The sequence below is a fragment of the Comamonas odontotermitis genome, assembly GCF_040396735.1.
GTDB classification, from domain to species: domain Bacteria; phylum Pseudomonadota; class Gammaproteobacteria; order Burkholderiales; family Burkholderiaceae_C; genus Comamonas; species Comamonas odontotermitis_C.
Genome location: NZ_JBEBNZ010000014.1, coordinates 1 through 22,068 on the forward strand (window position 1 = coordinate 1; position 22,068 = coordinate 22,068).

Sequence of the window (22,068 nt, forward strand, 5' to 3'; positions counted from 1 at the left end):
TCCTGGACCGTTTCGTCACCGTGGCTCTGCCCCGCGTGCGTGACTTCCGTGGTATTTCTGGCCGCGCCTTTGATGGCCGTGGCAACTACAACATCGGCGTCAAAGAACAAATCATCTTCCCTGAAATTGAGTACGACAAAGTCGACGCACTGCGTGGTCTCAACATCAGCATTACGACGACTGCGAAGAATGACGACGAAGCCAAGGCTTTGTTGCAGGCTTTCCGCTTCCCGTTCAAGAACTGAGGTGATGCATGGCTAAACAAGCACTGATCCAACGCGAACTGAAGCGTGAAAAGCTGGCTGCCAAGTACGCAGCCAAGTATGCAGAACTGAAGGCCATCGCCGGCGACGCAAAGCGTTCCGACGAAGAGCGTGATGCAGCCCGTCTGGGCCTGCAAAAGCTGCCTCGCAATGCAAACCCCACTCGTCAACGTGCACGTTGCGAAATCACGGGTCGTCCCCGTGGCACCTTCCGTCAATTCGGTCTGGGCCGCGCCAAGATTCGTGAACTGGCATTTGTCGGCGCCATCCCCGGCGTGACCAAGGCCAGCTGGTAAGCAGTCAGGAGATTAAACATGAGCATGAGTGATCCAATCGCTGACTTGCTGACCCGTATCCGCAACGCCCAAATGGTGTCCAAGGCCACCGTGTCGGTGCCATCTTCCAAAGTGAAGGTTGCCATCGCCCAGGTGCTGAAGGAAGAGGGTTACATCGACGGCTTCGAAGTGAAGACCGAAGATGGCAAGTCTGAACTCGCAATTACCTTGAAGTACTACGCCGGTCGTCCAGTGATCGAGCGTATCGAGCGCGTGAGCCGTCCTGGCCTGCGCGTGTACAAGGGCCGCAATGCAATTCCTCAAGTCCAAAACGGCTTGGGCGTTGCTATCGTTACCACCCCCAAGGGCGTGATGACGGATCGCAAGGCGCGCGCTACCGGTGTCGGCGGCGAAGTGCTTTGCTATGTGGCTTAACCCGTGGCATTGAAGGAGAAATACTGAAATGTCCCGCGTAGCAAAAATGCCTGTGAGCATCCCCCAAGGTGTGGATGTCTCCATCAAGGAAGACCAAATCAGCGTGAAGGGCGCCGGCGGTACGCTGGCTCTGGCCCCTAACGCCCTGGTCAAGGTGACCAATAACGAAGGTAAGCTGGCTTTCGAGCCAGTGAACGACTCCCGCGAAGCCAACGCCATGAGCGGCACCATGCGTCAGCTGGTGAACAACATGGTGGTTGGTGTGAGCAAGGGCTTCGAAAAGAAGCTGTCTCTCGTCGGCGTGGGTTACAAGGCTGCAGCCTCTGGCAGCAAGCTGAACCTGAGCGTTGGTTTCTCTCACCCAGTCAACTTTGAAATGCCTGCTGGCATCACCGTTGCCACCCCTACCCCTACGGAAGTGGTGATCAAGGGTGCTGACCGCCAACGTGTTGGTCAGCTGGCAGCCGAGATTCGTGCCGTTCGTCCTCCCGAGCCTTACAAGGGCAAGGGCATCCGTTATTCGGATGAGAAGGTCACGATCAAAGAGACTAAGAAGAAATAAGGAGCTGCATGATGTTCAACAAGAAAGAGCAGCGTCTTCGTCGTTCCCTGCAGACCCGCATCCGCATTGCCAACCAAGGCGTTGCGCGTTTGACGGTGAACCGTACGAACCTCCATATCTATGCCACGATCATTTCCGGCGACGGCACCAAGGTAATCGCTACTGCATCGACGGCCGAAGCCGAAGTGCGCAGCAACCTGGGCGCTTCCGGCAAGGGTGGCAACACCGCAGCAGCGACTCTCATCGGCAAGCGTATCGCTGAAAAGGCGAAGGCAGCTGGCGTTGAAAAGGTTGCTTTCGACCGTGCAGGTTTTGCATACCACGGCCGCGTGAAGGCTCTGGCTGATGCAGCCCGCGAAGCCGGCCTGCAGTTCTAAGCGGAGTGGATAGAAATGGCTAAATTTTCCCCCAAAGTGCAAGACGAAGGTCGTGACGACGGTTTGCGCGAAAAAATGATCGCGGTCAACCGCGTCACCAAGGTTGTGAAGGGTGGTCGTATTCTCGGCTTCGCTGCACTGACCGTGGTTGGCGACGGTGACGGCCGCGTTGGCATGGGCAAGGGCAAGTCCAAGGAAGTGCCTGCTGCCGTGCAGAAGGCTATGGAAGAAGCCCGTCGCAACATGATCAAGGTGTCGCTCAAGAACGGCACCCTGCATCACACCGTGATGGGTCACCATGGCGCTGCCAACGTGATGTTGGCTCCTGCTCCCAAGGGTACCGGTATCATTGCCGGCGGCCCAATGCGCGCCGTTTTCGAAGTCCTGGGCATCACCGACATCGTGGCCAAGAGCCATGGTTCGTCGAATCCCTACAACATGGTTCGCGCCACTTTCGACGCTTTGAACAATTCCACGACCCCTTCGGAAGTGGCAGCAAAGCGTGGCAAGTCGGTTGAAGACCTGTTCGCCTGATCGGAGTCGTCACTATGACAACGCAACAAACTGTGAAGGTCCAACTGGTGCGTAGCCCGATTGGTACCAAGCAAGACCACCGCGCCACCGTGCGTGGTCTGGGTCTGCGCAAGCTGAACAGCATCAGCGAACTGAAGGACACCCCCGAAGTGCGCGGCATGATTAACAAGATCGCCTACTTGGTGAAGGTTCTCTGAAAGGATTGATGATGGAACTCAATAGCATCAAGCCTGCAGCAGGTGCCAAGCACGCCAAGCGTCGCGTGGGTCGCGGTATCGGTTCTGGTCTGGGTAAGACCGCCGGTCGCGGTCACAAGGGTCAGAAGTCGCGTTCGGGTGGCTACCACAAGGTAGGCTTCGAAGGCGGTCAGATGCCTCTGCAGCGTCGTTTGCCAAAGCGCGGCTTCAAGTCGACCACGCTGAAGTTCAACGCCGAAGTGTCGCTGGCTGCTCTGGAGCGCCTGGGCGCCGCAGAAGTGGATCTGGCAGTGCTGAAGCAGGCTGGCCTGGTTGGTCAGTTGGCCAAGGTCGTGAAGGTGATCAAGGCTGGTGAACTCACCAAGGCCGTGAAGCTCAATGGCATCGGTGCCACCGCTGGTGCCAAGGCTGCGATCGAAGCCGCTGGCGGCAGCATCGCCTAACCTTTTCTGAAAGAAATCATCAGTGGCTACGAACACCGCAACCATTGCAAAGACCGGTAAGTACGGCGATTTGCGTCGTCGTTTGGTTTTTCTGTTGCTGGCGCTGATCGTCTACCGCATCGGGGCTCATATCCCGGTGCCCGGTATCGATCCAAACCAGTTGCAGCAGCTGTTCAATAGCCAACAGGGTGGCATTCTCAATCTGTTCAACATGTTCTCGGGCGGAGCGCTCTCGCGCTTCACCGTGTTTGCACTGGGGATCATGCCGTACATCTCGGCATCGATCATCATGCAATTGATGACTTACGTCGTCCCGACATTCGAGCAGATGAAGAAAGAGGGCGAAGCCGGCCGTCGCAAGATCACCCAGTACACCCGTTACGGTGCACTGGCCCTTGCATTGTTCCAGTCGCTCGGCATTGCCGTTGCACTGGAAGGCACTGCTGGTTTGGTTCTCAGCCCTGGATTCGGGTTCCGTCTTACTGCTGTGGTCAGCCTGACCGCCGGTACGATGTTCCTGATGTGGTTGGGTGAGCAGATCACAGAACGTGGTTTGGGCAACGGGATCTCGATCCTGATCTTCGCTGGTATTGCTGCGGGTCTCCCCAGCTCCATCGGCGGTTTGCTCGAATTGGTGCGCACTGGTGCGATGAGCATCATTGCCGCGATCTTCATTGTCCTCGTGGTGGCAGCCGTGACGTATTTCGTCGTGTTTGTCGAGCGCGGTCAACGCAAGATCCTGGTGAACTACGCGCGCCGTCAGGTTGGAAACAAGGTGTATGGTGGCCAGTCTTCGCACTTGCCGCTGAAGCTGAACATGGCAGGTGTGATTCCTCCCATCTTCGCTTCGTCGATCATCTTGCTGCCTGCTACGGTTGTGAACTGGTTCAGCGCTGGCGAATCGATGCGTTGGCTCAAGGACATTGCTGGTACGTTGACTCCTGGTCAACCTATCTATGTGATGCTCTACGCCGCAGCGATCATCTTTTTCTGCTTCTTCTATACGGCCCTGGTTTTCAACAGCCGCGAAACGGCCGATAACCTGAAGAAGAGTGGTGCCTTTATTCCCGGTATTCGACCAGGGGATCAGACAGCACGCTATATTGATAAGATTTTGGTGCGTTTGACACTTGCAGGGGCGATCTACATCACCTTTGTGTGTCTGCTGCCAGAGTTCTTGATCCTGAAGTACAACGTTCCGTTCTATTTCGGTGGCACTTCCTTGTTGATCATCGTGGTGGTGACCATGGACTTTATGGCCCAGGTACAAAACTACATGATGTCTCAGCAGTATGAGTCGCTTCTGAAGAAGGCGAACTTCAAGGCCTCAGCCAAAAACTGAGATCGACAGGAAAGTGTGCCCTCCAGTCTGTTCGGGCTAAAAATTTGAAATGCCGTCACAGACTGGAGCGGATGGAAGTTTTAGGAGAATGAAATGAGAGTTTCAGCTTCGGTAAAGAAGATTTGCCGTAACTGCAAGATCATCCGTCGCAAGGGTGTCGTACGCGTGATCTGCACCGACCAGCGCCACAAGCAGCGCCAAGGTTGATTGAAAGACTAGAGGACGCAAATGGCACGTATTGCTGGTATTAACATTCCTCCGCACCAACATGCGGAGATCGGCCTGACCGCTATCTATGGCATCGGTCGTACCACGGCTCGCAAGATCTGCGAAACCACGGGTATCGACTACGCCAAGAAGGTCAAGGATTTCACGGACGCTGATCTGGAAAAGATCCGTGACGCGATTGCTCACCTGACCCTGGAAGGTGACCTGCGTCGTGAAACCACGATGAACATCAAGCGTTTGATGGACATCGGCTGCTACCGCGGTTTCCGTCATCGTCGTGGTCTGCCCATGCGTGGTCAACGTACCCGCACCAATGCCCGTACCCGCAAGGGTCCGCGCAAGGGCGCAGCGGCTTTGAAGAAATAAGAGATTGAAGGTACACAATGGCTAAGTCTCCTGCAAACAACGCAGCTGCTCGTGTACGTAAGAAGGTTCGCAAGAACATTTCTGACGGTATTGCACACGTTCACGCTTCGTTCAACAACACCATCATCACGATCACCGACCGCCAAGGCAATGCTCTGTCTTGGGCTTCGTCGGGTGGCCAGGGTTTCAAGGGTTCGCGCAAGTCGACGCCTTTTGCTGCCCAGGTTGCTTCCGAAGTGGCCGGCCGTGCTGCCATGGAACAAGGTATCAAGAACCTGGATGTCGAGATCAAGGGCCCAGGCCCAGGTCGTGAATCCTCGGTTCGCGCCTTGGGTGCGTTGGGCATTCGCATCACGTCGATCTCCGATGTGACGCCAGTGCCTCACAACGGCTGCCGCCCTCAAAAGCGTCGTCGTATCTAATTCACCATAAGCCCACCGCCGCCAGTGCATGGTGCTCTGGCGGCTCCCGCATTTATGCGGTAGCTGAAAAAAGGATATTCAAGTGGCACGTTTTATTGGCCCTAAGGGCAAACTTTCCCGCCGCGAAGGCGTAGACCTGTTCCTCAAGAGCGCACGTCGCTCGATTGCGGACAAAGTCAAGCTGGACACCAAGCCAGGTCAACATGGCCGCACTTCGGGTGCCCGCACTTCCGACTACGGTCTGCAACTGCGCGAAAAGCAGAAGGTCAAGCGCATGTACGGCGTGCTGGAAAAGCAATTCCGCCGCTACTTCGCTGAAGCTGATCGTCGCCGTGGCAACACTGGCGCCAATCTGCTGAGCCTGCTGGAAAGCCGTCTGGACAACGTGGTGTACCGCATGGGCTTCGGTTCGACCCGTGCTGAAGCGCGTCAACTGGTGTCGCACAAGGCCATCACCGTGAACGGCCAATCCGTCAACATCTCTTCCTACCTGGTCAAGGAAGGCGATGTGGTTGCCGTGCGCGAAAAGTCCAAGAAGCAAGCCCGCATCGTGGAAGCTCTGCAACTGGCTGGCCAAGTGGGTTTCCCTGCTTGGGTGGAAGTGTCGGCAGACAAGGCTGAAGGCGTCTTCAAGAAGGCTCCTGACCGCGACGAATTCGGCGCTGACATCAACGAATCGCTGATCGTCGAACTGTATTCCCGTTAATTTCGACGGTCGGTTTTCGACTGCAGAAGTATCCGTCCCAGAACCGCGAGGCATCGCGGTTCTGGTGCTTCACCAGCCTTACCGGTGTAACGAGCCGGGGGTATTGAGAGGAAGTTTGCATGCAAACCAATTTGCTGAAACCCAAGACAATCAACGTAGAACAGCTGGGCCACAATCGTGCCGAGGTGGAGCTGGAGCCGTTCGAGCGTGGTTATGGCCACACTCTGGGCAATGCCCTGCGCCGTGTTCTGTTGTCGTCCATGGTGGGTTATGCAGCGACGGAAGTAACCATTGCAGGCGTGCTGCACGAATACTCGTCCATCGATGGCGTCCAGGAAGATGTGGTCAACATCTTGCTGAACCTCAAGGGCGTGGTCTTCAAGCTGCACAACCGTGATGAAGTCACCCTGAGCCTGCGCAAGGATGGCGAAGGTGTGGTGACGGCCGCTGATATCCAGACGCCGCACGACGTTGAAATCATCAACCCTGATCACATCATTGCCAACCTGTCGCAAGGCGGCAAGCTGGACATGCAGATCAAGGTGGAAAAGGGCCGTGGCTATGTGCCCGGCAACGTCCGCCGTTACGGTGACGAGTCGACCAAGTCGATTGGCCGCATCGTGCTGGACGCATCGTTCTCGCCCATCAAGCGCGTGAGCTACACGGTGGAATCCGCTCGTGTGGAACAGCGTACCGATCTGGACAAGCTGGTTCTCGAGATCGAAACCAACGGCGCCATTGCTGCAGAAGATGCAGTGCGCTCGTCGGCCAAGATCCTGGTGGAGCAGCTGGCTGTGTTTGCCCAACTGGAAGGTGGCGCGCTCGACGTGTTCGACCAACCTGGTGGCCAGGCACGCAACAACGCCACGTTCGATCCGATCCTGCTGCGCCCTGTGGACGAGCTGGAACTGACCGTGCGTTCTGCCAACTGCCTGAAGGCTGAGAACATCTACTACATCGGTGATCTGATCCAGCGCACCGAGAACGAGTTGCTCAAGACGCCTAACCTGGGTCGTAAGTCGCTCAACGAGATCAAGGAAGTCCTGGCTTCCCGTGGTCTGACGCTGGGCATGAAGCTTGAAAACTGGCCACCTGCCGGTCTGGAAAAGCGTTAAGTTATAATGGCGGGCTTCCCGTTTCGGGAAAGCCCATTTGTAGTGCGTCAGACAGTACCTGATACGGCTGTTTGATTGAATCAATGATTTAAAAGGAAAAGCACCATGCGTCACGGACACGGCCTCCGTAAACTGAACCGCACCTCGTCTCACCGTAAGGCGATGCTGCAAAACATGATGAATTCGCTCATCGAGCACGAAGCCATCAAGACCACTGTGCCCAAGGCCAAGGAACTGCGCAAGGTGATCGAGCCCATGATCACCCTGGCCAAGGTGGACACCGTTGCTAACCGCCGCCTGGCATTCGACCGTCTGCGCGACCGCGACAGCGTCACCAAGCTGTTCAACGTGCTGGGTCCTCGCTCGGCCAACCGTCCTGGCGGTTACACCCGTATCCTGAAGATGGGCTACCGTGTGGGCGACAACGCTCCTATGGCGTTTGTCGAACTGGTGGATCGTGCTGAAGAAGCCGGTGAAGCCGCTGCTGAATAAGCTTTCGCAATTTTTGCAAAGCTGATGAGAGAGCCCACTTCGGTGGGCTTTTTCTTTTTGACTGCCTATATGTGGGTGGTGCTGCGGCTTTCGTGACCTGCAGGACGATGGTTTCCTGCTTGGACCCGCTTGCACCGAGGTTTTGCATGCTGCGGTGCAAAATATTTCCGAAATATGGCAATGGACTTCATATCAAGGAAATCCCTGGGTTATAATTGCGGTGCGCGATGGAGCAGTCTGGTAGCTCGTTGGGCTCATAACCCAAAGGTCGGAGGTTCAAATCCTTCTCGCGCAACCAGAACACCAAAAGCCAGCTTTTCAGCTGGCTTTTTTGTTGTTGCTGCAAACAGTCCGCCCTCTCTGCAGGCGGCTCGTCATTCCATCCGGGCTTGTCGTGGATGCGCTATCAAAGTTGCAGCTGCGAAAATAATCAGGAAAAGCGCAAGACTCCAAAAATGCCACCCCATATCGCGCTATAATTGCGGTGCGCGATGGAGCAGTCTGGTAGCTCGTTGGGCTCATAACCCAAAGGTCGGAGGTTCAAATCCTTCTCGCGCAACCAGAACATCAAAAGCCAGCTTTTCAGCTGGCTTTTTTGTGCCCGCCATTCCGCAGAGCGCTGGGCACATTGGCAGGCTGAGCCGCTGCCAACGTCATGCCTTCTTCAACTGGCATACAGCTGCTTCAGGGACCGGAAGCCCTTGACCTCAATCGGGTTGCCTGAAGGGTCGTAGAAGAACATCGTCCACTGCTCGCCCGGCTGTCCTTCGAAACGTACCTGGGGCTCCAGCACGAATCGGGTATGCGCATCACGCAGGCGCTGCGCCAATTGCTGCCAATCCTGCAATTCCAGCACCAGACCAAAATGCGGCATGGGCACCAGGTGGTCGCCCACGTGGCCGGTGTTGGTGGTCTCAAATGGCTTGCCGAGGTGGCATGAGATCTGGTGGCCGAAAAAATCGAAATCCACCCATGTATCGGTACTGCGGCCCTCGGTGCAGCCGAGAGTGGCGCCGTAGAACTGTCGCGCTGCATTCAGATCGTGGACGTGGAAGGCAAGATGAAAGAGGCTTTGCATAGAGGGAAACCTGGATGGAGAAGCGGATAGCCAGCGGTCGGCCGATCGGATAAGCTGCCACAACGCCTTGGGCGGAAACAGCGGCAACAACAGGAGGCTATTTTCATGGCGACGAGCAGCGATTCATTCAATCCTTTTGCACCCGGCTTTGATTTTTTGCAGAAACTGGCCCAGGGCGGGGTGGCAAGCAGCGCCTCGGCATTTCCCCAATGGAGCGACTGGGTTGCCCCTACCATGAGCGTGGACGACCTGGAAAAGCGCATTGGCGAGCTCAAAACCGTGCTGTTCTGGCTGGAGCAGAACCAGCGCGCCCTGGCGGCCACCATCCAGGCGATGGAAGTGCAGAAGATGACGCTTTCTGCCCTCCAGACGATGAACGTTCCGGTCGAGAACTGGGCTACCTCGGTGGTGCAGAATTGGCAGCAGTTTGCCAACGGCTCGGGCGCGGAGGCTGCGGCGGCCGGGCAGAAGGGCGCCGCACCAAAGGCTTCTGCCGCACAGGAGGCTCCGCCACCCGCTGCAAAACCATCTGCGGCTGCAAGCGCACCTTCCGATGCATCCACCAAAAAGGATGGTCCGGGCCCTACTGCCAATGCTTCTGGCGGTACTGGTGCAGATCCCTTGCAGTGGTGGAGCGCTCTGACTCAGCAGTTTCAGCACATCGCGCAGCAGGCCGTGCAGGATGTGACCCAGCACGCCATGCAGCATGCAGCAACCACGCAGGAAGCGGCGGCCACGGCGATGGAGGCGATGGGTGCAACAGGTGGCGCAACCAAGGCGAAGGCCAAGGAGCCCGTTGCCAGGAAGCCGGCAGCGAAGGCGCCAGCAGGCAAGGTTGCGGCGCCGCCGGCTCCCGCCAGGCGCGCTGCGGCCAGGAAACCGGCGTCAGGCCGAAAATAAGCACCGGTCTGCGGGCAGGCCGCGGCCGCAGTTCCGGTTTGCGGCGACCCCGAAGCGGTCATGGCTGACATCGCCACGGGGGCGGCCGGACCGTAGAATGTTCCGCATGAAACGGTTTCCCTATGGTCACGCTACCCACCCCGATTGGCGCATGGCCGTCTCGCTGGTGGTGGCCCAGATACGCGGTCGCATGGCGCAAAGCGGCTATGCCCGCAATCCCAGCCTGGGGGTAGCATATTTCAGCGATGCCTTTGCTGGCCATGCCGTGGCGTTGCTCGAAGCCTTGCAGGATGAATTCCCCGAAGTGAGCGACTGGTCGGGTGCGGTGGGGGCTGGCGTCATGGCGACGCGTGCGGAATACCTGACCGAGCCTGCCCTAGCCGTGATGCTGCTGGATCTACCACACCACGCGTATCGGGTGTTTTCCGGCATCGCACCCTTGCGCTCGGAAGGGGACGCTCCTCACGGCGCTTCTGCCGCTCTTTCCAGTACCTGGCAACAGGCCTTGGTGCATGCGGATGCCAATCTGCCCGATTTGCCAGATCTGCTGCAGGAGCTGGCGGCCCGCACCGGCGCTGGCCAATTGCTGGGCGGATTGTGCTCCGGCTCGGCGCCTCCCTTGCAACTTGCGTGGAGCAAGGCCCTGGAGCCCCGGCACAGCGGCGTGTTGCATGGCGGTATATCGGGCCTTGCCTTCGGTGCAGATGCAGCGGCCCTGCAGTCCGTGACCCAGGGCTGCCAGCCAATCGGCGGGCGGATGCGCATCACCGCCTTGCAGGACAATGTGCTGCTGTCGCTGGATGGCCGCCCGGCGCTGGAGGTGCTGGAGGAGATCATGCTGGTGCGCATGGACACCCATCCGGAGCTGGCGACGCGCAAGATGCGCAACATGCAGGTGGCACTGGAGAATATTGACCGCCCCCAAAGCGTGTACGAAGGACAACTGCCTCCGCAGGCGCGCGTGTGCTCACTGCTGGGCGTGGATACTCGCCGGGGTGGGATCGTGCTGCCCGAATCGGCGCTGGAGCAGAAGTATCTGCGCTTTTGCCAGCGCAATTGGACCGCCGCCCGCGCCGACCTGTTGCGCATGTGTGCCGAATTGCGTGAGTCGCTGGCGCCAGCCAATGGCCAGCCGCTGCTGGCGGGCGGCTCACCGCTTTCTGCGGAAGCGGAAGGCGTGCCGGAGGCGGCACAGGAACGCGCCATTGCCGGCGCCATCTATATCAGCTGCACGGGCCGCGGTGGTGGCTATTTTGGCGCGGAGAACGGCGAATTGGAGCTGCTGCACCATGTGCTGGGCGATATTCCCCTGATCGGCTTTTTCAGCCAGGGCGAAATCGCGGGCCAGCAACTGCATCGCTACAGTGGTGCGTTGCTGGTGTTCACGCAAGAAGTTTAGTAAAAATGCCTGCTAGCGCTTGAAAGACAAGCACAAGCAGCTATCGCTTTTGAAGATAGGACTTGCAGAGGCGGGACGGGGCAGGCGACAGCGCCAGGCTCACCGTTCGCCTCCGGTTCCGGTGCGGCGCATGGCGGTGAACACCGACAGTTCCCACCCACGCATCGCCAGCAGCAGGGTATAGCCCTCACGCTCCTTTTCGGACAGGCGCTGGTCGGTTAAATGCTGCTGGGCAAAGTCCTGCGCCACCCGTTGCAGCCGCTCCAGAAAGGCAGGGGCCAGGGTGCGGCTGATCGAGCCGTGCACCAGCATCAGGCCTTCACCCGCCTTGTCGAAGGTGCCAGAGTAGTAGTCGTGCAGCGCGTTCTCGCGGAAGTACTCCATCACCGGGCCATGCGGGCGCCAGCGGAAGGTCTTGGCCAGCTTGAGGCGGTAGCGGTTCATCGGCCGCAGCTCGATGATGCCGATGCGGTCCAGCTGTGCCAGGTACTTGATGCCCTCGGCCTCGGTCAGGCGGTAGGTGGCCAGCACCTGCTCCAGCGTCCACTGGCTGAGCACGCAGATGGCCATCAGCAGCAGCTTCTTGTCGGCAATCACCGCCTGCTCCTGCTGCTGTGTCAGCTCCTTGATCAGCGGCTGGTTGTCGGCCACCCGGCGCGCAAGGTCGGCAAAGTCCAGCCGCAGCACATGGCAGATGGCATCGATGCGCGACAGCGGCATATCACCTTTGGCCAGCATGCGTTTGACGCTGGACTCGGCCATGCCCAGCGCATCGGCCAGGTCGGCGTAGGTCATCTGTGCGGCTTTGAGTTCTTTCTTGAGGGCGGTGACCAGATCAGCAGTGGTGCTCATGGATCTTGCGAAATAGTATCGAAAATTGCTACTCTGGGCGCCATCATAGGCGATCACTGCATGAATTCGAGACGCCGTGATGGCACCTCGCCACAGTGGCGGCCATGACCGATACATCTATGCCCTCATCCCTTTCGTACCGCGTAACACCTGCCGAATGGCTGTTGTATGCGAGCTACGCCGCTTTGCTGGCCTTGGCCTGCCTGGGCCCCTCTGTGCCACAAGCTGCGCACTACCATGATTTTGCAGACCAGCGCGCGCTATGGGGCCTGCGCAACGCGCTGGACGTGCTCAGCAATTTGCCGTTTGCGCTCATTGGTGCCCTGGGGCTGTGGCACGGCGTATGGCAGGCACCGGCTGCTGTGCGTGCCAGCAGCGCGCGTCCCTGGCTGGCCCTGGTGTTTGGAGGCCTGCTGCTCACTGCGGCTGGCTCCAGTTATTACCACCTGATGCCCGATGACTGGCGCGTGTTCTGGGATCGAATGGGCATGGTGCCTATATTCACCGGTGTGTTGGCTTTGGCGCTGCAGTCGGTGCTTTCACGGCGTGCGGCCGTAGTGACGGCCGTGCTGGTGTTGGCGCTTGGGTCGCTGTCGCTGTGGATATGGCTGCAAACCGGCCAGTTGCTGCCCTGGGCGGTGCTGCAGGGAGCAGGCATGGTGCTGCTGCTGGCGGTGGCGCTGTGGCAACGATTCTCTACCGTCAATGCGCGGGCCGCTACAGGGCAATTGGTGTGGCCATGGGGGGCCGTGGTGGCCTGGTATGCCTTGGCCAAGGTGCTGGAATTGGGCGATTCCTTTGTCTGGAGCATCAGCCACCATTGGGTGGCTGGCCATGCGTTGAAGCATGTGGCGGCGGCGCTGGCACTGGTGCCGCTTTTGATAATGGTGCGGCGTGTGCGCAACGCAGAACGCCTGCCTGCGGCTGCCGCAGGCACAATCAGGCCCACGCTGGTGCAAGGGCCTCAGCCATGATCAAAACCACCAGCCAGGAGACCCCAGAAATGAGCCACCAGGAAACAAGCGCCGCTGCGGATGCGCCCGCCCACCCCAATCAGTTTGCCTTGCTGGGCCAACGCCGCTTTGCGCCATTTTTCTGGACCCAGTTTGCCGGCGCGGCCAACGACAACCTGTTCAAGTTCGCCTTCACGGTGATGGTCACCTACCAGTTGCAGGTGGCGTGGATGCCGCCCTCCATGGCGGGCCTGGTGATCGGGGCACTGTTCATTCTGCCGTTTCTGCTGCTGTCGGCCACCTCGGGGCAGCTCACCGACAAGTTTCCCAAGCACCGCATGATCCGCTTTGTGAAGGATCTGGAAATCGGCATCATGCTGATTGCCGGTATCGGCTTCTGGATCGAGAGCCCGGTGATTCTGCTGGCCTGCGTGTTCCTGATGGGCGTGCATTCCACCTTGTTCGGCCCGGTCAAATACGCCTACCTGCCCCAGGTGCTGCGCGATGACGAGTTGACGGGCGGCAATGGCATGGTCGAGATGGGCACCTTTGTCGCCATTTTGCTGGGCAATGTCGTGGGCGGCCTGCTGGTGGCGCTGCCGCAGATCGGGCATGCATCGGTCGCTGTTGCATGCATCGCCTTGGCGCTGGTGGGCCGTCTGATGGCCCAGGGCGTGCCGGTGGCGGCCGCCACCGATCCGGGCCTGCAGATCAACTGGAACCCGCTGACCGAGACCTGGCGCAATCTCAAACTGGCCAAGAGCAATGTCGTGGTGTTCCGTTCGCTGCTGGGCATCAGCTGGATGTGGTTCTTTGGCGCCGTGTTTCTGAGCCAGTTTCCCAGCTTTGCCAAGGAAGTGCTGCACGGCAACGAGCACGTGGCATCGCTGCTGCTGGTGGTGTTTTCCATCGGCATCGGCATCGGTTCCCTGCTGTGTGAGGTGATGTCGCGTCGCCAGGTGGAAATCGGCCTCGTGCCCATGGGGGCCATCGGCATGAGCGTATTTGCGATCGACCTCTACTTTGCTTCGCGCAGCCTGCCCGCGGCGCCGCTGATGGATGTGGGGGCCTTCGTGTCGCAATCGGCCCATTGGCGGGTGATGGCCGATCTGCTGCTGCTGTCGCTGTTTGCGGGTCTCTACAGTGTGCCCATGTACGCGCTCATCCAGATGCGCAGCCAGCCCACGCACCGTGCCCGCATCATCGCGGCCAACAATATTCTCAATGCGCTGTTCATGATTGCCAGCTCCGTCAGCGCGGGCGCATTGCTGGGTGCGGGTTTCAGCGTGCCGCAGATATTTTTGATGACCGGCATTGCCAATGCCATCGTTGCAGGCTACATCTTCTTCCTGGTGCCGGAGTACCTGCTGCGCTGCGTGGCCTGGGTGGCAACACACCTGGTCTACCGGTTCAGGGTGGCAGGTGCGCACCACATTCCCACGGACGGCCCCGCGCTGCTCACCTGCAACCATGTGAGCTTTGTGGACCCGATCCTGCTGATGGCGGCCAGCCCGCGCCCCATCCACTTTGTAATGGATTACCGCATCTTCCGCACTCCGCTGCTGGGCTGGTTGTTCCGCCTGTGCAAGGCCATTCCGATCGCGCCGCAAAAGGAGGACCCCGCCGTGTACGAAGCAGCCTTTGCCCGCGCCGCCCAGGTGCTGCGTGAAGGCGACCTGTTGGCTATCTTCCCCGAAGGGGCGATCACCCGTGACGGCCAGTTGCAGGAGTTCAAGGGCGGCATGATGAAGATTCTGGAGCAGGCGAAGGCCGATGGCCTGCAGGTTCCGGTGGTGCCGATGGCGCTGTCGAATCTGTGGGGTTCGTACTTCAGCCGGGTGGAGCCGAAGGGCGCCATGACCCGGCCTTTCCGCCGTGGCCTGTTCAACCGGGTGACGCTGCGTGTCGGCGAGCCCTTGCCTCCCGAGCAGTGCCAGCCAGCGCGTCTGCAGGAACGCGTGCGAAGCCTGCTGGACCAATGAGCCGCCGGGGCGCGACCGCCTTGACCGATGCGCAGACCACCGAGCGCATCCTGCAGTTTCTGCGGCAGATCGGATGGGAGGTACGCGAGGAGCTTCTACCCGGCCTGTTTTCTGCCAGGCATCCGCATGTTGAGATCGTAAACACCTTCTCATCGCCTGAGGCTGCGCGGCATTGTCCTTGGACGGTGCCGCTTTGGGATAATGGCTTCATCTGCAACGCAGCCCGCCTGGGCATTTCCATGCCTGCCCGCTGCTAGAAGGAATGGAGAAGATTTTGATCGCTCGCTTTGCAAAAGGCACTGCTGCGCTGCTGGCGCTTGCCGCGCTGGCAGCCTGTACCAGCACCTCCGGCCTCAAGCCGCTGGAAGACCCCGACGAGAAAAAGCAGGAGTCGTACGCCACCACATACAAGGGCCCGCGCAGCCCGGCTTCGGCCTACTGCGTACAGATGGGCGGCTCCCTGGTCGACACCCCCAGGGGCAAGAACACCTTGTGCCGCTGGCCAGATGGCAAGGAAATGGATCCGTGGGATCTGTTCTGGCGCGACAACCCGCTGAACTGAGCTTGCTGCCAATCCCAGGCTCGCTGCAGCGAGCCTGGGATTGGGGTATTCAATGGTATAAAAATAATAGCTGCCAGCGCTGAATGGTAAAGCGCTGACAGCTATTTTTGTTTGAGCAGGGCTTGCCCGAATTTATGCAACGCCCTTGGCCTTGAACCAGTCCTGCATACGCTTCCAGCCGTCTTCTGCAGCGTCCTTGCGGTAGCTGGGGCGGTAGTCGGCGTGGAAGGCGTGGCCAGCGTCGGGGTAGATGTGGAAGCTGGAGGCTCCAGCCGCAGCGTTGCCCGCGCTGGCGGCTTTTTGCAGGTCCTGCTTCATCACATCGACGGAATCGAGCGGAATGCCCTGGTCCTTGCCGCCGTACAGGCCGAGCACGGGTGCCTTCAGGTCTGCCGCAATAGCGGTCGGGTGCTTGGGCTGCAGGCTGCCTGCGGTGCCTTCCAGGCGGCCATACCAGGCCACACCGGCTTTCACCTTGCCGGTGGCCGCATACAGCCAGGTGATACGGCCGCCCCAGCAAAAGCCGGTGATCCCCGCGCGGCTCACGTCACCGCCATTGGCAGCGGCCCATTCCAGCGCGCCATCCAGGTCTTTCATCACCTGCGCGTCGGGCACCTTGCTGACCAGTTCGGCCTGTAACTGGCTGATTTCGGTGTACTTGCGCGGGTCGCCCTGCCGGGCAAACAGTTCGGGGGCAATGGCCAGATACCCCAGCTTGGCCAGGCGCCTGCAGGTGTCGGCAATGTAATCATGCACGCCAAAGATTTCCTGGATCACCAGGATCACCGGCAGATTGGCTTTGCCCTCGGGCGCCGCGCGGTAGGCGCTGACCTGGAAGCCATCGACGGTGTACTGGATGGTGCCTGCCGTCAGGCCCGCATCGGATGTCTTGATGGCCGTCTGTGCCATGACAGGCGCAGCGGCTGCGGCGTAACCCACGCCCAGTGCCATCTGGAGCGCGCTGCGGCGTGTGCTGCCTGCCGCAGTCGCGCGACCGGGCAGAAGGGAGTCGAAATCGGCATTGGGAGAATGGGGCATGGGAATTCCTTTTCTGCGGATTGCAGTCCCATTATGAGGGACGATGAAAAATGGACTGTCACCTGCCTCGCAGGCCTGCACTTTCGCTGCCTTGCGGGGCGCCAAGGGCCGTTTGGCAAGAAAAATGCCTGGCAGGCGCCAGGCATGGTGGGAGTCAGGAGCCGTGTCAGATCACTTCCACAGCGCGCACTTGGTTTCTTCCTTGGTGGTGAATACCTCGTCGCCGGGCAGCTTCTTGACGATCTTGTAGTAATCCCAGGTGCCCTTGGATTCCTGCGGCGTCTTGACCTGGACCAGGTACATGTCGTGGATGTAGCTGCCGTCGGCGCGCAGGGTGCCCGAGCCAAAGAAGTCGTCCATCTTCATGCCGCGCCAGGTCTCCATCACCTTGTCGGCATCGGTGGTGCCGGCAGCCTGCACGGCCTTGAGGTAGTTCATGGTGGCCGAATAGTCGGCGGCCTGGATTTCGGTGGGGCGGCGCTGGGTTTTCTTCATGTAGGCATCGGCGAACTTGCGCGATGCATCATTCATGTCCCAGTACCAGCTGGTGACGAACTGCATGCCCGCCGTGTTCTTCAGCCCCAGGCTGTGGATGTCGCTGTAGAAGACGAGCAGCGGTGCGATCTTCATCGATTTGTCGATGCCGAATTCCTTGGCGGCCTTGATGGCGTTGATGGTGTCGCCGCCCGCATTGGCCAGCGCCAGCACCTGCGCCTTGGAGTTCTGTGCCTGCAGCAGGAAGGACGAGAAATCCGAGGCATTGAGCGGATGGCGCACGGCACTTGCAACGGCGCCGCCCTTGGCCTTGACGACCTTGGAGGCATCGGCCTCCATCGCGTGGCCGAAGGCATAGTCGGCGGTCAGAAAGAACCAGTTCTTGCCGCCGTTGTCGACAATGGCGCCTGCCGCGCCCTTGGAGAGGGCCACGGTGTCATAGGCATAGTGCACCGAGTAAGGGGTGCAGGCCTCATTCGTCAGGGCGGAGGAGCCAGCGCCGTTGTTGATCATCACGCGCTTTTTTTCGTCGGCCACCTTGGCCAGCGCCAGGGCGGTGCCGGAGTTGGTGCCGCTGAAGATCATGGTCAGGTTCTGCGTGTCGATCCACTCGCGCGCCTTGCTGGCGGCAATGTCGGCCTTGTTCTGGTGGTCGACGGTAAGCAGTTCGATGGGCTTGCCCAGCACCTTGCCGCCAAAATCGTCGATGGCCATCTGGATGGCGGTGGCGCCGCCCTTGCCTTCAAGGTCAGCGTACAGGCTGGACATGTCGGAGATATAGCCGATCTTGACCTTGTCCTGCGCGTGGGCCGTACCCATGGCGGCGGTCAAACCCAGCAATCCCAAGGTAGCCAAGGCCTGCGCCAGGCGTGTGCGTTGCATAGTTGCTCCTGATGTTGTGATGTTGTTCCAATGCGGCAGCCGCATGGCCCGATACTGGCACGCACAGCGACGGGCGGTATTGGGGCAATTACTGCGCCGCACGCCAGACAGGCGGCGGCAGAATTCGCATGAAAATAGCCATTGGTGCTTAACTGGTAAGCGCCAATAGCTATCAATTCAGGAGTTATCAGGCGTGGTGCACAGGCCTGGGCGGCTGCGCACAATGGCTTGGCTTTTTTGCCCAGATCAAGCTTTACTGTTGCTGGCTGCGCACATAGGTCTGCACGATGGCGGCCGCATCCACCGCAAAGTGGCGACGCAGGGCTGCGCGCGAATCGCTGCGGCCGAAACCATCGGTGCCAAGTGTGTAGTAGCGCTGGCGCGGCAGGCCCTGCACATCGGTGGGCAGATAGGCTCGCACCAGCTCGGGCAGGGCGCGCACATAGTCGCAGGCGGCGATGATGGGGCCTTGCCGGTCTTGCAGCTGCCGGGCAAACCAGCCGGGCTGCAGCGGCTGGCCATCCGAGGCGTTGCGCCAGGCTTCGAGCTGTGCCTCGCCGTCGCGTGCCAGCTCGGCGTAGCTGGTCACGCTCCAGACATCTGCTGCCACGCCATGCTCGCTCTCCAGTATCTGGGCGGCCTTCAGCACTTCTCCCATGATGGCGCCGCTGCCCAGGAGCTGCACGCGCTGCGTGCTCTCCTTCTTGCCAGCTTGCAGCAGGTACATGCCGCGCACCACGCCTTCGTGCGCCTCGGGCGGCAGGCTGGGGTTGGCCACGTTTTCGTTGGTGACGGTGATGTAGTAGAACTCGTCGCACTGCTCCTGCAGCATGCGGTGCATTCCGTGGTCGATGATGACGGCCAGCTCTCCGGCAAAGGCCGGATCGTAGCTTTTGCAGTTGGGCACGGTCGAGGCCGTCAGCAGGCTGCTGCCGTCCTGGTGCTGCAGGCCTTCGCCGCCCAGTGTGGTGCGGCCGCTGGTGGCGCCGACCAGAAAGCCGCGTGCCCGCTGGTCGGCAGCGGCCCAGATCAGATCTCCCACGCGCTGGAAGCCGAACATGCTGTAGAAGATGAAAAACGGCAGCATGGCGGTGCCGTGCGTGCTGTAGCTGGTGGCCGCAGCCGTCCACGAGGAGATGGCGCCGGCCTCGCTGATGCCTTCTTCCAGGATCTGGCCCGTGGTCTCTTCGCGGTACAGCAGCATCGATGCGTTGTCTTCCGGCTGGTAGAGCTGACCGAACGGCGCATAGATGCCAACCTGGCGAAACAGCCCCGCCATGCCGAAGGTCCGCGCTTCATCGGCCACGATGGGAACGATGCGCGGGCCCAGCTCCTTGTCCTTGAGCAGGTTGCCAAGCTGGCGCACAAAGGCCATGGTGGTGCTCATGGGCTTGCCATCAGCCTCCAGCGCAAACTGTGCGGTGGCCTGCAGGCTGGGCACCGCCACCTGCGGGGCCTGGGTCTTGCGTGCGGGCAGAAAACCGCCCAGGGCCTGGCGGCGCGCATGCAGGTAGCGCATCTCGGCGCTGCCGTCGGCGGGTTTGAGGAAAGCGGCGGAGGTTGCCTGTTCATCGGTCAGCGGCAGGCCGAAGCGGTCGCGGAAGGCGAGCAGGTCTTCGGCGCCCAGTTTCTTTTGCTGGTGCGAAGTCATGCGGCCCTGGCCAATGCTGCCCATGCCGTAACCCTTCATCGTCTTGGCCAGCACCACGGTGGGCTGGCCACTGTGCGCGGCGGCGCTGGCAAAGGCGGCATGGATCTTCACCGGATCGTGCCCGCCCCGGCGCAGGCGGTCGATGTCGCTGTCGGAGAGGTGGGCGACGAGGGCGGCGAGCTCGGGGCTCTGGTTGAAGAAATGCTCGCGGTTGAAGGCGCCATCGTTGGCCGACAGGGTCTGGAACTCGCCATCGACCGTGTGCGCAAAGGTGCGCGCCAGCACATGGCTGTGGTCGCGTGCGAGAAGCGCATCCCATTCCGAGCCCCACAGGCATTTGACGACGTTCCAGCCCGCGCCGCTGAAGAGCGATTCCAGTTCATCGACGATGCGACCGTTGCCGCGCACCGGGCCGTCGAGCCGCTGCAGGTTGCAGTTGATGACGAAGATGCAGTTGTCCAGCCCTTCGCGGGCAGCGAGGGTGAGTGCCGCGATGGATTCGGGCTCGTCCATTTCGCCGTCGCCAAAAAATCCCCAGACCTTGCGGCCAGCAGTGTCGGCCAGGCCCCGGTGCGCCAGGTAGCGCATGAAACGCGCCTGGTAGATGGCGTTGATGGGGCCGATGCCCATCGAGCCGGTGGGAAACTGCCAGAACTCCGGCATCAGATAGGGGTGCGGGTAGGAGCACAGGCCCTGAATGCCCTGGCTGGCGGCCACCAGTTCCTGGCGGTAGTGGCTCAGGTTGTCTTCTCCCAGCCGCCCTTCGAGAAAGGCGCGGGCATATACGCCGGGCGACGAATGCGGCTGAAAGAACACCAGGTCGGCGGCCTGGTGGCCGTCATCGGCGCGGAAGAAGTGGTTGAAGCCAGTCTCGAACAGATCGGCCGCCGATGCGTAGCTGGCGATATGGCCGCCCAGCTCGCCGTGCGCGGCATTGGCGCGCACCACCATGGCCAGTGCATTCCAGCGCAGGATGGCCGAGAGTCTTTTTTCCAGGTCCACGTCGCCCGGGTAGGGCGGTTGCTCGTCCACGGTGATGGTGTTGACATACGGCGTGTTGCCGGAAGGCTTCCACGCCACATGGCGCTTGCGGGCATGGGCGAGCAGCGCATCCAGCAGTGCGGCCGCCTGCTCCTTGCCCTGTGCTGCGCCATTGGCGGCAAGCAGTCCATCGAAGGCATCACACCATTCGGCCAGTTCGGCGGGGTCGGCTTGCGGGGCGGCAGGCAAATGGGTAGGGGGCTGGCGCACGGCGGTCTCCTGTCTGGCGCGGGAATGCGGGGATGCAATGGGCCCGATCATGCCATGGATGGCTTTCTCTGCCCGATGACCTGGCGACAGGCGGGTGGTGTCGAAAAGTATCATTTTTCAATACCATTTTTATTGAAAGCTGCTACCGGCATTAAAGAAGGATGCTGGCAGGGCTGCTGGATTGCATGATGGCGCCGTGTTCAACCAACGCGGGGCCCGGATGCTCCGATCACACATGTCTCACTCATTCAACCCTGTTCAACGTGACACCCGTGCATGGCAATACCAGGTATGGATTTCGTTCGGTATTGCGATCTCGATGTGCGCGATCGGCCTGGCCTGGCTGCCAGGGCAACACCTGGAGCAGGCGTTCATGGTGATGGGCTATATGTTCTGTCTCTCGGCGGCCTTCGTGCTGGCCAAGTTTGTGCGGGACAAGCAATCGGACAGCGGCAAATCCGCCGGTGACACCCCGATGTGGCGCTTTGTGGTCTGGGGTGGCTTTGCCATCGCCATGGGCCTGACGGGCTGGGGCCTGCTGGGCATGGACATCAACCCCACCTACAAGGCGTTCCTGGGTGTGAGCTGGCTGTACATGATCACCACGGCCTTCACCCTGGCCAAGATGCTGCGCGACAAGCATGAATCGGATCTGGCGGCCGCGCTGTACAGTGCCCGCGCCATGCGCAGCGAGCAACGCAACCCGGAAGTGAGCAGCAGCCAGGAGCGCGTGTGAACGCGGGCCGCACACAGCAGTCAACACGGGAGCACAGCATGAAGAGCCCAGTCCTTGCCGGATTGCACCGTACTGCCACCGCCGCCATTGCGGGCGCCGCCCTGGTGCTGGGGCTGGCCACGGCGCCCGCCGCCCATGCGCAAAGCGATGCATCGCTGATGGTGTCGGCCCTGCCCATTGCCTCGGTCGTTGTGGGGACTGCGGTGTCGGTGGGCGCATCCACCGCCGTCGTGGCGCTGCCGGTGGCCTTGTCGGTCGAAGGCGCCAAGCTCGTCGTCAAGGGCGTCAAGGTATCGGCCACGGGCACGGTGTTGCTGCTGGAGAGCGCATCGGACGGTGCAGCCGCCAGCATTGAGCTGTCGGCAGGCGCATTGGGCGCCAGTGCCGCCAGCGTGGGCACGGCCATCTTCGTGAGCGTGATTGGCACAGGGGTGCTGCTGTCGGCAGCGGGCGAAGTGATCGCCTTCATCCCGAACGAAATCGGCAAGGCGTTGCTCTACAACGAGCGCCTGTAAGCATACCCCAAGGAGAT

28 protein-coding genes, 2 tRNA genes and 1 pseudogene are annotated in these 22,068 nt (G+C 60.5%); 26 read left to right on the forward strand and 5 right to left on the reverse strand.

Annotation, left to right across the window (positions count from 1 at the left end):
• The 17 genes and pseudogenes from ACH2DG_RS13125 to ACH2DG_RS13205 form a co-directional block, all read left to right on the forward strand.
• Positions 1–245, forward strand: a pseudogene (locus ACH2DG_RS13125) (50S ribosomal protein L5); the annotation flags it as partial.
• A gap of 8 nt (positions 246–253) precedes the next feature.
• Positions 254–559 (forward strand): 30S ribosomal protein S14, encoded by a 306-nt coding sequence (gene rpsN, locus ACH2DG_RS13130; RefSeq protein ID WP_021028309.1) that lies wholly within the window; start codon positions 254–256, stop codon positions 557–559.
• An 18-nt stretch (positions 560–577) separates the two neighbouring features.
• The gene (gene rpsH, locus ACH2DG_RS13135) at positions 578–973 is read left to right on the forward strand and encodes a 30S ribosomal protein S8 (RefSeq protein WP_224152943.1); all 396 of its coding nucleotides are present in this window, start codon (positions 578–580) and stop codon (positions 971–973) included.
• A 28-nt stretch (positions 974–1,001) separates the two neighbouring features.
• On the forward strand, positions 1,002–1,535 hold the full coding sequence (gene rplF / locus ACH2DG_RS13140) for a 50S ribosomal protein L6 (RefSeq protein ID WP_224152945.1): 534 nt from the start codon (positions 1,002–1,004) through the stop codon (positions 1,533–1,535).
• Positions 1,536–1,546: 11 nt separating this feature from the next.
• A complete protein-coding gene (rplR, locus tag ACH2DG_RS13145) occupies positions 1,547–1,912 on the forward strand; it encodes a 50S ribosomal protein L18 (RefSeq protein ID WP_184705463.1) in 366 nt (121 codons plus the stop codon).
• A gap of 15 nt (positions 1,913–1,927) precedes the next feature.
• Positions 1,928–2,446, forward strand: coding sequence for a 30S ribosomal protein S5 (gene rpsE / locus ACH2DG_RS13150; RefSeq protein WP_224152946.1), 519 nt, complete (start codon positions 1,928–1,930; stop codon positions 2,444–2,446).
• A 14-nt stretch (positions 2,447–2,460) separates the two neighbouring features.
• A complete protein-coding gene (gene rpmD / locus ACH2DG_RS13155) occupies positions 2,461–2,643 on the forward strand; it encodes a 50S ribosomal protein L30 (RefSeq protein WP_066475638.1) in 183 nt (60 codons plus the stop codon).
• Positions 2,644–2,654: 11 nt separating this feature from the next.
• Positions 2,655–3,086, forward strand: a complete 432-nt coding sequence (gene rplO / locus ACH2DG_RS13160) for a 50S ribosomal protein L15 (RefSeq protein ID WP_184705467.1) — start codon at positions 2,655–2,657, stop codon at positions 3,084–3,086.
• 22 nt (positions 3,087–3,108) lie between these two features.
• Complete coding sequence (gene secY, locus ACH2DG_RS13165) at positions 3,109–4,428, forward strand: preprotein translocase subunit SecY (RefSeq protein ID WP_184705469.1); 1,320 nt, start codon at positions 3,109–3,111, stop codon at positions 4,426–4,428.
• A 93-nt stretch (positions 4,429–4,521) separates the two neighbouring features.
• Positions 4,522–4,635 (forward strand): 50S ribosomal protein L36, encoded by a 114-nt coding sequence (gene rpmJ, locus ACH2DG_RS13170; protein ID WP_003050535.1) that lies wholly within the window; start codon positions 4,522–4,524, stop codon positions 4,633–4,635.
• Between the two features lie 21 nt (positions 4,636–4,656).
• On the forward strand, positions 4,657–5,022 hold the full coding sequence (gene rpsM, locus ACH2DG_RS13175; protein WP_184705471.1) for a 30S ribosomal protein S13: 366 nt from the start codon (positions 4,657–4,659) through the stop codon (positions 5,020–5,022).
• A gap of 17 nt (positions 5,023–5,039) precedes the next feature.
• The gene (rpsK, locus tag ACH2DG_RS13180; RefSeq protein ID WP_054257670.1) at positions 5,040–5,444 is read left to right on the forward strand and encodes a 30S ribosomal protein S11; all 405 of its coding nucleotides are present in this window, start codon (positions 5,040–5,042) and stop codon (positions 5,442–5,444) included.
• 82 nt (positions 5,445–5,526) lie between these two features.
• A complete protein-coding gene (gene rpsD, locus ACH2DG_RS13185) occupies positions 5,527–6,150 on the forward strand; it encodes a 30S ribosomal protein S4 (protein WP_224152948.1) in 624 nt (207 codons plus the stop codon).
• A 119-nt stretch (positions 6,151–6,269) separates the two neighbouring features.
• The gene (locus tag ACH2DG_RS13190; protein WP_224152950.1) at positions 6,270–7,265 is read left to right on the forward strand and encodes a DNA-directed RNA polymerase subunit alpha; all 996 of its coding nucleotides are present in this window, start codon (positions 6,270–6,272) and stop codon (positions 7,263–7,265) included.
• A gap of 105 nt (positions 7,266–7,370) precedes the next feature.
• Positions 7,371–7,757, forward strand: coding sequence for a 50S ribosomal protein L17 (gene rplQ, locus ACH2DG_RS13195; protein ID WP_224152952.1), 387 nt, complete (start codon positions 7,371–7,373; stop codon positions 7,755–7,757).
• 221 nt (positions 7,758–7,978) lie between these two features.
• Positions 7,979–8,055 (forward strand) — tRNA-Met (locus tag ACH2DG_RS13200).
• Between the two features lie 187 nt (positions 8,056–8,242).
• Positions 8,243–8,319: transfer RNA gene (locus ACH2DG_RS13205), tRNA-Met, on the forward strand.
• 102 nt (positions 8,320–8,421) lie between these two features.
• On the opposite strand, the gene ACH2DG_RS13210 is transcribed toward ACH2DG_RS13205, so the two are convergent.
• Positions 8,422–8,835: a VOC family protein gene (locus tag ACH2DG_RS13210; RefSeq protein WP_395026664.1), complete on the reverse strand. Its 414-nt coding sequence runs from the start codon at positions 8,833–8,835 to the stop codon at positions 8,422–8,424.
• 105 nt (positions 8,836–8,940) lie between these two features.
• Here ACH2DG_RS13210 and ACH2DG_RS13215 point away from each other — a divergent pair, with 105 nt between their 5' ends.
• Positions 8,941–9,735 (forward strand): PhaM family polyhydroxyalkanoate granule multifunctional regulatory protein, encoded by a 795-nt coding sequence (locus ACH2DG_RS13215; RefSeq protein ID WP_395026666.1) that lies wholly within the window; start codon positions 8,941–8,943, stop codon positions 9,733–9,735.
• A gap of 106 nt (positions 9,736–9,841) precedes the next feature.
• A complete protein-coding gene (locus ACH2DG_RS13220) occupies positions 9,842–11,134 on the forward strand; it encodes an FIST N-terminal domain-containing protein (RefSeq protein ID WP_395026667.1) in 1,293 nt (430 codons plus the stop codon).
• Between the two features lie 99 nt (positions 11,135–11,233).
• Here ACH2DG_RS13220 and ACH2DG_RS13225 read toward each other — a convergent pair whose 3' ends face one another.
• A complete protein-coding gene (locus ACH2DG_RS13225; RefSeq protein WP_184705485.1) occupies positions 11,234–11,986 on the reverse strand; it encodes a helix-turn-helix transcriptional regulator in 753 nt (250 codons plus the stop codon).
• Positions 11,987–12,090: 104 nt separating this feature from the next.
• Between ACH2DG_RS13225 and ACH2DG_RS13230 the strand changes: the two genes are divergently transcribed.
• Genes ACH2DG_RS13230 through ACH2DG_RS13245 form a run of 4 tightly spaced genes read left to right on the forward strand, consistent with a single transcriptional unit; the run spans position 12,091 to position 15,483 of the window.
• Complete coding sequence (locus tag ACH2DG_RS13230; RefSeq protein WP_395026668.1) at positions 12,091–12,960, forward strand: hypothetical protein; 870 nt, start codon at positions 12,091–12,093, stop codon at positions 12,958–12,960.
• Positions 12,961–12,989: 29 nt separating this feature from the next.
• Positions 12,990–14,921 (forward strand): MFS transporter, encoded by a 1,932-nt coding sequence (locus tag ACH2DG_RS13235; RefSeq protein WP_395026782.1) that lies wholly within the window; start codon positions 12,990–12,992, stop codon positions 14,919–14,921.
• Positions 14,922–14,941: 20 nt separating this feature from the next.
• Positions 14,942–15,178, forward strand: a complete 237-nt coding sequence (locus ACH2DG_RS13240; protein ID WP_395026669.1) for a hypothetical protein — start codon at positions 14,942–14,944, stop codon at positions 15,176–15,178.
• A gap of 17 nt (positions 15,179–15,195) precedes the next feature.
• Positions 15,196–15,483: a DUF333 domain-containing protein gene (locus tag ACH2DG_RS13245; RefSeq protein ID WP_395026671.1), complete on the forward strand. Its 288-nt coding sequence runs from the start codon at positions 15,196–15,198 to the stop codon at positions 15,481–15,483.
• 132 nt (positions 15,484–15,615) lie between these two features.
• On the opposite strand, the gene ACH2DG_RS13250 is transcribed toward ACH2DG_RS13245, so the two are convergent.
• The 3 genes from ACH2DG_RS13250 to mdeB form a co-directional block, all read right to left on the reverse strand.
• A complete protein-coding gene (locus ACH2DG_RS13250) occupies positions 15,616–16,521 on the reverse strand; it encodes a dienelactone hydrolase family protein (protein ID WP_395026673.1) in 906 nt (301 codons plus the stop codon).
• A 171-nt stretch (positions 16,522–16,692) separates the two neighbouring features.
• The gene (locus tag ACH2DG_RS13255; RefSeq protein ID WP_395026674.1) at positions 16,693–17,898 is read right to left on the reverse strand and encodes an ABC transporter substrate-binding protein; all 1,206 of its coding nucleotides are present in this window, start codon (positions 17,896–17,898) and stop codon (positions 16,693–16,695) included.
• 253 nt (positions 17,899–18,151) lie between these two features.
• A complete protein-coding gene (gene mdeB, locus ACH2DG_RS13260; RefSeq protein WP_395026784.1) occupies positions 18,152–20,851 on the reverse strand; it encodes an alpha-ketoglutarate dehydrogenase in 2,700 nt (899 codons plus the stop codon).
• A 3-nt stretch (positions 20,852–20,854) separates the two neighbouring features.
• Here mdeB and ACH2DG_RS13265 point away from each other — a divergent pair, with 3 nt between their 5' ends.
• From ACH2DG_RS13265 to ACH2DG_RS13275, 3 genes are read left to right on the forward strand one after another with little or no spacing between them, the layout of a single operon-like run.
• The gene (locus ACH2DG_RS13265; protein WP_395026789.1) at positions 20,855–20,989 is read left to right on the forward strand and encodes a hypothetical protein; all 135 of its coding nucleotides are present in this window, start codon (positions 20,855–20,857) and stop codon (positions 20,987–20,989) included.
• Positions 20,990–21,035: 46 nt separating this feature from the next.
• The gene (locus ACH2DG_RS13270) at positions 21,036–21,536 is read left to right on the forward strand and encodes a YiaA/YiaB family inner membrane protein (protein ID WP_395026676.1); all 501 of its coding nucleotides are present in this window, start codon (positions 21,036–21,038) and stop codon (positions 21,534–21,536) included.
• Between the two features lie 38 nt (positions 21,537–21,574).
• Positions 21,575–22,051 carry a hypothetical protein gene (locus tag ACH2DG_RS13275; RefSeq protein ID WP_395026678.1) on the forward strand — a complete coding sequence of 159 codons (477 nt, stop codon included), beginning with the start codon at positions 21,575–21,577 and terminating at the stop codon, positions 22,049–22,051.
• Positions 22,052–22,068: the final 17 nt, after the last annotated feature.